The 7,982-nt window shown below is 59.8% G+C and carries 6 protein-coding genes; 3 read left to right on the top strand and 3 right to left on the bottom strand.

From position 1 onward, the window contains the following. The first annotated feature begins 486 nt into the window (after positions 1–486). Positions 487–1,035: a DUF6609 family protein gene (locus HMPREF2874_RS09540; RefSeq protein WP_070649912.1), complete on the top strand. Its 549-nt coding sequence runs from the start codon at positions 487–489 to the stop codon at positions 1,033–1,035. 74 nt (positions 1,036–1,109) lie between these two features. Here the strand turns inward: HMPREF2874_RS09540 and HMPREF2874_RS08115 are convergent, their stop codons facing one another. Further along, positions 1,110–2,519: a chloride channel protein gene (locus HMPREF2874_RS08115; protein ID WP_070649911.1), complete on the bottom strand. Its 1,410-nt coding sequence runs from the start codon at positions 2,517–2,519 to the stop codon at positions 1,110–1,112. Between the two features lie 369 nt (positions 2,520–2,888). Between HMPREF2874_RS08115 and proC the strand changes: the two genes are divergently transcribed. Next, complete coding sequence (gene proC / locus HMPREF2874_RS08110; RefSeq protein WP_070649910.1) at positions 2,889–3,734, top strand: pyrroline-5-carboxylate reductase; 846 nt, start codon at positions 2,889–2,891, stop codon at positions 3,732–3,734. A 138-nt stretch (positions 3,735–3,872) separates the two neighbouring features. On the opposite strand, the gene HMPREF2874_RS08105 is transcribed toward proC, so the two are convergent. Together HMPREF2874_RS08105 and HMPREF2874_RS08100 are read right to left on the bottom strand one after the other, a co-directional pair. Further along, on the bottom strand, positions 3,873–4,535 hold the full coding sequence (locus HMPREF2874_RS08105; protein ID WP_049331713.1) for a potassium channel family protein: 663 nt from the start codon (positions 4,533–4,535) through the stop codon (positions 3,873–3,875). Then, positions 4,528–6,177 (bottom strand): TrkH family potassium uptake protein, encoded by a 1,650-nt coding sequence (locus HMPREF2874_RS08100; protein ID WP_049346885.1) that lies wholly within the window; start codon positions 6,175–6,177, stop codon positions 4,528–4,530. The genes HMPREF2874_RS08105 and HMPREF2874_RS08100 overlap by 8 nt, the downstream gene beginning before the upstream one ends. Before the next feature lie 503 nt (positions 6,178–6,680). Here HMPREF2874_RS08100 and HMPREF2874_RS08095 point away from each other — a divergent pair. After that, the gene (locus HMPREF2874_RS08095) at positions 6,681–7,928 is read left to right on the top strand and encodes an ArsR/SmtB family transcription factor (protein WP_070649909.1); all 1,248 of its coding nucleotides are present in this window, start codon (positions 6,681–6,683) and stop codon (positions 7,926–7,928) included. Positions 7,929–7,982 lie beyond the last annotated feature (54 nt).

Genomic DNA, 7,982 nt, shown 5'->3' with positions numbered 1-7,982 from the left:
CGGAAGTTGAAAGTTGTCCGCCCCAATCGACGGGAATCTTTGCAAAGTAAAAAGGGCTCATTTGTTAGGTGGATTATTCTGCGGATTTCTAAAAAGTGGGAATCCCTGAGCCGTGGTTAACAAATTTTGGCTAGACCCCCGTCCTCTACGGCTTCTCATCGTCAAGGAGCCATAACCCCCTCCAGGATTTGTACCATGGTTTTAGCGTCTTCTGCCATGGCTTTTAACTACGACCAAAGACACTAACCTATGGCACAACTTTCGGCGCAGTACCGCAAAAGAGAGTGGCCCCGGATGCACACGCATCCGGGGCTACCTCTTTCGTTTTTTGAAGGACTGTCTATTGTTATTTTTGATATAATCACAGGGGATGTAATTAACAGACAGAAGGACTGGGCAATATTGATATATTGCAGAATTTTTTCATATTAAAATTTAATGGCGCGACAATAGAAATAATCTCACGAGGGACTACTGGAGGTATCGATGGCTTTTCTAAGCTACAACAAAGACGAAAAGTTAGAATTTAATTACAAGAGGGCATGCGGTCTGTGGTTAATCGTGGTGGCGGCAGTTATAGCAATAGCCACCATGACCGGAGGAAAACAAATAATAAATATGCAAGTATTCAGCATTGGGTACGTCGTCAGCTTTTTCTCAATCAACATGAACAAGAAGGTGCTGAATAGACTAGCCGATGGACCTTCGAGCGAATTTCAAAAGAAAGTATCCTCGCGCGCCGTTATTCTATTATTTGTCTTAATGGTTTTGCTGGGTGGCCCATTCTTCGCAACTGAAAATTGGAGACTGATTTGGCTTGGAGCGCTGATGGCAACCGCGCTACACTTCTTCCCATACTATTTTGTGCATGGAAAGTCAATGATATACCTGGGTCTCGCCTGTGCCATTAACGTGTTTGCGGGATATATTTTTACCAACATTCCGTTAGAGGTAATTGCGTATATCGACGCGGCAATTAAGCTCGTATTCGGAGTCTATCTGCTATTCCTTTCAAAGCCGTCAAAGCAAATTTAAGGCAGTTCTTCGGCACAACAAATCAGGACGGCCCCGGACGCACACGCATCCGGGGCCGCCCCTATTTCTGCAATCTACTTCTTGGCTCCGAACACTCGCATCCACGCCCAGCGGGTCAGCACCGCCGTACCCACCGCAACCGCCATCGGCAGCCACGCACTCGCACCCTGACCCGTAAAACCAATCAACAGAGTCAGCGCAGACAGCGGCGCATTCATCGAAATACCCAAGAACGCCGCCGTACCCGTCAACGCCGCCGCATACAACACCATCGACGCGCCACCAGGCATCCCTCCCAAAGCAGGGAACGCCCACAGTACCAGCGCCGCAACGCTAAACGCGGCCGCCGCCCCCAACGCCAAACCCGGCGTCAGCGTGCCACCGTACGAGCCCGAACGCAGGCTCAACAGCACCACGGCAGCCTTCGCCACGCACAGAGCCACCACATACCAGGCCGCCACCGCAGACAGACCGCCAGCCGCCGCATCCAAAGACACATTAAACGTGTGCTGAGTCAGCAGACGACCATTACCCAGAATCTCCGGAAGCCACAGCGAAACCACCGCGACCAGCACAAACGCCACAGGAATACGCCACAGAAGAGAACGATCCTTCGCCTTCAACTTCTCCGCACGCTGCGATAGCGCCCTAAAACCCAACGCCAACGGAGCCAACACCACACCCGTCAGCGCCGCCACCGTCAGCGTCGTCGCATCCAACGGAAGCTGCGGCACCGGGTACGTCGGCTCATTGACAATCACTAGATTCGCCGTGACCGTCGCCGTCCACACCGTCACCGCACCCACATACAGCGACCGCAGGCTCAGATCCGCGGCCATCGCCTCCACGAGGTACACCAGGCCGCCAATCGGTACCTGATACACCGCCGCCAAGCCAGAGGCCGCACCCGCCGCCACCAGCAGGCGACGCTCGCGATCGCCCAGCAGCAGCGAACCATCCGGACGGGTGCCGCCAATACGCTCCAGCAGACGCGCGCACCGACCCGCGGCCAGGGCGCCCAGCTCACGCGGCGCGACCTCCTTACCCACAGGAGAGCCCGCACCCACAGCAACAATCTGAATCACCGAATGCGAAATCTGCCGCCACAGCGACGGGGTACGGTCCTCCTCGGTAGCACCCGCAATCTGCGCCTTCACGCCGACCACACGCCGCCCACCGGACTGCAGGTAGTACCACACCAGCGCCACAAACGGGCCCAGCGCTGCTAAAACCAGGGCACGACGCGCCGGATCGGCGCCGTCAGTCACCATCGGGTGATGCCCCTCAGACTGACCGAAAGTTAGCTCCTGCATAAAGTCCAGAACATAATGCAGAGCAATCGCACCCAAGCCGCTGAACACGCCCGTGACCAGCGCGGCAAGGGTCAGCCCCAGCAGGAGGCGAAACGAAAAAGAACGGGAACCCGCAGGATTCTGCGGGCTATTCGAGGAAGATTTCGAGGAAGAACCAGTATGAGAAGACATAGAAAAAAAGGGGTTTGCGTGTTGCGTGCTGTGTGGTTTGAAGGCTTCACAACCCGCGCGAACCGCGGCGAAAGCCGTGGCGCAAACCGGATGGAAACCGCAGCGAAATCGGGGGAGACAAAGCCGATTTAATTTTACGCCCGCGCTTTTTGCGCCTCAGCAACGGGGGCAACGCGAAAACCCGGTTTCGGATGGCAACACGAGCCTCGCCCACGGGGTCGGCGCATCAACTCTCGGCTTTCACGCGTTGGTTCGGTGTGCCCCAAACCACCCGCACCCGCTAAGCTGGAAGGGTACGCCTCCATGCGCCCGCCGCACACTGTGCAAAGTAGCCGCCGGGCGCAGGCACCCCATTAGGAAGGATCAACGATGACCGCAACTATTGCTTTTCTCGGCACCGGCTCCATGAACGGCTCCATCGCCGCAGGTCTGCTCGCTGCAGGCCACGACCCCGCCCACATCCGCGCCACCGTGCGTAGCGAAGAATCACGTGCCGCCCTCGCCCAGCGCCTCGGCGACAAGGTAGAAATCATCACCACCGGTGGCGAAGCTGACGGCAACCATAGGGCAACCGCCCACGCAGACGTCGTGCTGCTCGGCGTGAAGCCCTACGGCATCGTTGAGCTTGCCCGCGATATCGCACCCGCCCTCGCGCCGAATGCTGTCGTGGTGTCCGTTGCTGCTGGCGTGACCCTCGAAACCCTCGCCGAGTGCCTTCCCGCAGGTCAGCCCATTGTTCGCTGTATGCCGAACACCCCCTCCTCCGTGGGCAAGGGCGTGCTTGCCATCTCCACCACCGACACCGTGAAGGACGAGCAGAAGAAGCTCGTCGAAGAGGTCCTGGGCACCGTCGGCCTGGTCGTTGAGGTCCGCGAAGATCAGATGGATGCGGTCACCGCCGTCTCCGGTTCCGGCCCGGCATACGCGTTCCTGCTTGCGGAGGCGATGGCAGCCGCCGGTGAGAAGCTCGGCCTGGACGCAGACACCGCCCTCAAGCTGGCCAGCGCAACCGTTGCCGGTGCGGGCTTCCTGCTCGACACCAACCCGGATGCGCCCGCCCTGCGCCGCGCCGTGACCAGTCCGAACGGCACCACCGAGCGTGCGCTGAACACCTTCGTGGACGGCGGCCTCTTCCAGCTGACCGAGCAGGCGATGCGCGCCTGCGCGGCACGTTCGGCGGAAATGAGCAAGCTGTACACCGCTGACGAGGACTAATACCGTTCGGTAGCGCCGCCCGCACTGGGTAAAACTACTGGGGCAAAACTATGAAAACAGCCTCTTCCCGGAACTTCGGGAAGAGGCTGTTTTCTATGTATATTCGCGGGCTCCTCAAAGTAGCGAGGAAAAGTGCTTTTAGGGCCGCGCCGCGAAGCGCTCAATCAGGTCCACCTGACCGGACACAATCAGAATATCGCGCGAGTGAATACGAGTCGTGGCGTCCGCGTAGGTGAAGTCCTCGCCGGGGGACTTGATACCGACCACGGACACGCCGTACTTGGCGCGAATATCCGACTCCGCCAGCGTAAAGCCGTGGGTCTCCTTCGGCGGGCGCATCTTCGCAATCGCGAAGTCGTCGTCGAACTCGATGTAGTCCAGCAGGCGACCTGAGACCAGGTGCGCGGCGCGGCGGCCGGCGTCAGCCTCCGGGTAGACCACGTGGTGCGCGCCGATGCGCTCTAGAATCTTGCCGTGCGCGGGGGTGATGGCCTTCGCCCAGATGCGTTCCACGCCCAGGTCCACGAGGTTTGCGGTAATGAGCACGGACGCCTCAATCGAGGTGCCCACACCCACCACGGCGGACCCGAAATCATCTGCACCCAACTGGTGCAGGGTGTCGATATCGGTCGCGTCTGCAGAGACCACGTGGGTCAGCACGCCCGACCACTTCTGCACCAGCTCGGGGTCCTTCTCAATCGCGAGGACCTCCTTGTTCTGCACGCGCAGCTGGGCGGCCACCGCGGAACCGAAGCGGCCCAGGCCAATCACGAGGACGGGATCGTTATGTGCACTAGCCAATGGTGGGCCTTTCTTCGGGGAACTTGTAGAGGCGGCGGCGTGAACGTAGCGCCAGGCCGGTCGCGGCGGTTGTTGTACCCACACGGCCGATGAGCATCAGCACGCTGAGAACGTAGATGCCCGACGGCGGCAGGTTGGAGGAGAGGCCGTCTGAGAGGCCGCAGGTCGCGAAGGCAGAGATGACCTCGAAGATTACTTCCTTGAGGTCCGCGCCGCTAATAATCAGAATTGCCGCTGAGCCAACACCCACCACGGTAGCACCCATAACAATCACGGAGATAGCAATGCGCAGGGAGGACTCGGGGATGGTGCGGTTGAACGCGACGACCTTCTGATCGCCTCGCGCTTCGGCAAGAATCGACAGGGCAATGACCGCGATGGTGGTGACCTTCACGCCGCCCGCGGTGGAGCCGGAGCCGCCGCCAATGAACATGAGCATATCCGTCAGGAGCGTGGAGACGGGGGCGATACTGCTCATATCGACCAGGTTAAAACCGCCCGAACGCATCATCACGGAGGCGAATATCGCGTTGAGAACCTTCTCTCCGGGGGAGTAGCCGCCGATGGTGGCGGGGTTATTCCACTCGAAAAGACCCCAGAAGAACGCGCCAAAGACGAAAAAGAACAGGGTCGTGACGACGGTCAGCTTAGCCGTGAGCGACCAGTGCCGGGGGCGGAAAGGATTGCGCTGAATCGCAATGAAAACGGGGAAACCGAGCGACCCCAGGAACACGGCAATACAGATGGGTACGAGTAGGAAAAGATCGTGGCCGTAGGGCACAATGCCGTCGGAGTGTGGGGTGAAACCGGCATTGTTGAAGGCCGAGACAGAGTAGAAAATGCTGTGCCAGATGGCTTGAAAGGGGTCTTCACCCAGGGTCAGGAAACGCGGAATCAGCACGAGCGCAATGATCGCCTCAATGGAGAAGGAAGCATAGGAAACGCTCTTGACGATGCCGCCGACCTCGCCGAGACGGCTGATGTTCAGGTCTTCCTGCGCGATGAGCTTGGTGCGCAGGCCCATCTTGCGGCCGATGGCTAGTGCCAGCAGAGAGGTGATGGTCAGAGTACCCAGACCGCCCACCTGGCAGGCCACCAAAATCATGGCCTGTCCGAAGGTTGACCACTGCTCGGCGGTGGAGACGGTGGTCAGACCCGTAACGGTTACCGCGCTGGTAGAGGTAAAGAAGGCATGGTGGAAGGGGGCCGGCTGCCCATCGTTGGAAGAGATGGGCAGCAACAGGGCAAGCGTGAAGAAGATGATGACCAGAAGGAACGCGCCGATTGCGGTACGCGAGGGCGAGGATAGAACGGTTGCGTCAATGAAATCGCGGAAGCGTTCGAGGGTATACCGGTTGAACCCGAGAGGGCCCTTCGGCTGACGGCGGGTACCGGAGTGCTCGTGACGGTCGCGTAACGCGGGCAACCTGTCCAATTTGAGACCCGGGACGCTCGCGAGGACGCTCAGGCCTTCAAGCTCTTCGATGCGCTCGCGGTAGCTCTCGTTATGCTCGCCGGGGCGGTACTTATGCTGAATACCGCTGAGGGAGCTCCAGCGGGGGTTGAGAAGATTCTGCGAGCCGTTGCGACCGCGATAAGGGCGTCGAGGACGGCGCCGGGGGTGACGGAATATGTTTCCCATGCGCCTCCTTCATGAGCTCGTGGACGGGGTGCGCGATGCGGGTGCGAGGATAGAGAAAAGCACAAAATGGTGCCTTCCTAGTGTATCGCGCCGGGCGTTCAGAACCGAGGCGATGGACAGGAGCGAAGGCACACGACGCGGGAACCTTCGTGCGGGGCCGATGGTTCTTCTGCGGGCTTGCCTTCGCACTTTTGGGAATTCGAAGGCTATTGAGCCTCGGAACCTCCAGAAATCCACGGGAAACACTATATTCTCTTATAAGAATATTCTGTCTAAAAATTGCCGTGATAACCGTGTATGCCCAATTTCTAATGCTCTGAAACGTTTGGTGGCTATCAAAAGAGCATGTGCCGTGGATCTGGTCGAGATTTCTAGAGAAGACGAGCCGAAACGAACGTGCGAGAGGTTCTTATGGGGTGCAGAGCATAAAAAATTTAAGGGGATTCTCCGCATCACCCTCATTCTTAGCTTGAGGTGCCCCTTTTATATGTCATAATCGCTATATGCATTCTGATGTTTTTTCTGTCATCGCGGACCCTACCCGTCGTCGAATCGTGCGTATCCTCGCCGAGCAAACCCATACGGTGGGTGCTGTTGTTGAAAAGCTGAGCATGAGCCAGCCGACCATCTCAAAGCACCTTAAAGTCCTCCGCGATGCAGACGTCGTCTCCGTGACGGTGGAGGGGCAGCGTCGCCTCTACTCGCTGAACCCCGAGGTGTTCGCAACCGTCACCGATTGGATTAACGAGACGGTTCAGATTGCACGCCGCGCCAGCGAAGCGCCGGTGGCCCTGCCCGGCGGTGCCACCCTGTCTAGCGAACACGCCCCCACAGAAAAGGCCGAAGCCGTCGCCACCGAGCCGGCAGCCGAGAAGGTCGCCGAGCCCAAGGCTGTTGAAGCCCCCGAGGAAAAGCCCGCGGCACAGTCCGCAGAGCAGCCTGCAGCCGAGGCCCAGCCCACCGCGGAGGAACTGGAGCAGGAGCGAATCCGTCGTGCCCGCGCCCAGTACATTACCCCCAACACGCGCATCATCGCCCGCCCGGCGCACCCGGCACCCGCCGAAGCATCGCCCGCCGCCGCAAGCGAGACCACTCGAGACTCTGAATCTCAGGGCATCCCCGAGCGTGAGGAAGCGGTAGACAGCACCCCGATGCGTCCCTTCACCCCCGCCTCCTATGGCTACGACGCGGGCCGCACCGCCCACCCCGAGGTGCAGGTTGCTCCCACTGCCACCGCAGAACCCGTCGAGGAACCCGCAAAGAGCGAAAAGCCCGTCGAGAAGACGGAGAGCCCTGCGGTTTCCGTGTCCTCCGGTTACGGCTTCGACTCGGCCTCTTCCTACGGCATCGACCCCGCTGCCGTGGTGGGCGGATCGGTTCAGCCCATCGTCGAGGAAAGCGCAGCTGAGGAAGGCACCGCTGAGGCAAGCGCCGCCGTGGAAGACTCCTCCGAGCGCTCCGAAGAAGCTACCGTAGCAGCTCCTGCAATTGAACCCGCAGAAGATTCCGCAGCTGCTCCCGCAGAGGATTCTGCGACGGCAGAAGAGGCGTCGGAACAGGCCGAGGGCTCTGAAGAAGCCTCCGAGGAAACCCCCGAGGAACCCGAATCCGCACCTGCCGAGCCCGCGCAGAGCGAACCCGAATACCAGACGATGCCCGCCTACAACTCGGCGTACGTCCCCGCCCAGGAGTCCAAGGAGAAGGAACACCGCGGTGGCCTCTTCGGCTTCCTGCGTGGCCGCCGCCGTTAGCCTACGCATCCTGCGCCCTGCGCGCTACCCCCTGTCCTCAAACACCCACTCTCA

This window comes from Rothia sp. HMSC068F09 (genome assembly GCF_001812775.1).
Classification (GTDB): domain Bacteria; phylum Actinomycetota; class Actinomycetes; order Actinomycetales; family Micrococcaceae; genus Rothia; species Rothia mucilaginosa_A.
The sequence above is the reverse complement of the archived record's forward strand: the minus strand, read 5'-3'. Positions and strand labels throughout refer to the sequence as shown.

What these genes read in the sequence shown, in the direction of transcription:
- proC (WP_070649910.1), top strand. Translation starts at nt 2,889, where the DNA reads ATGACCGCAACTATTGCTTTTCTCGGCACCGGCTCCATGAACGGCTCC.
- HMPREF2874_RS08115 (WP_070649911.1), bottom strand. Translation starts at nt 2,519, where the DNA reads ATGTCTTCTCATACTGGTTCTTCCTCGAAATCTTCCTCGAATAGCCCG.
- HMPREF2874_RS08095 (WP_070649909.1), top strand. Translation starts at nt 6,681, where the DNA reads ATGCATTCTGATGTTTTTTCTGTCATCGCGGACCCTACCCGTCGTCGA.
- HMPREF2874_RS08100 (WP_049346885.1), bottom strand. Translation starts at nt 6,177, where the DNA reads ATGGGAAACATATTCCGTCACCCCCGGCGCCGTCCTCGACGCCCTTAT.
- HMPREF2874_RS09540 (WP_070649912.1), top strand. Translation starts at nt 487, where the DNA reads ATGGCTTTTCTAAGCTACAACAAAGACGAAAAGTTAGAATTTAATTAC.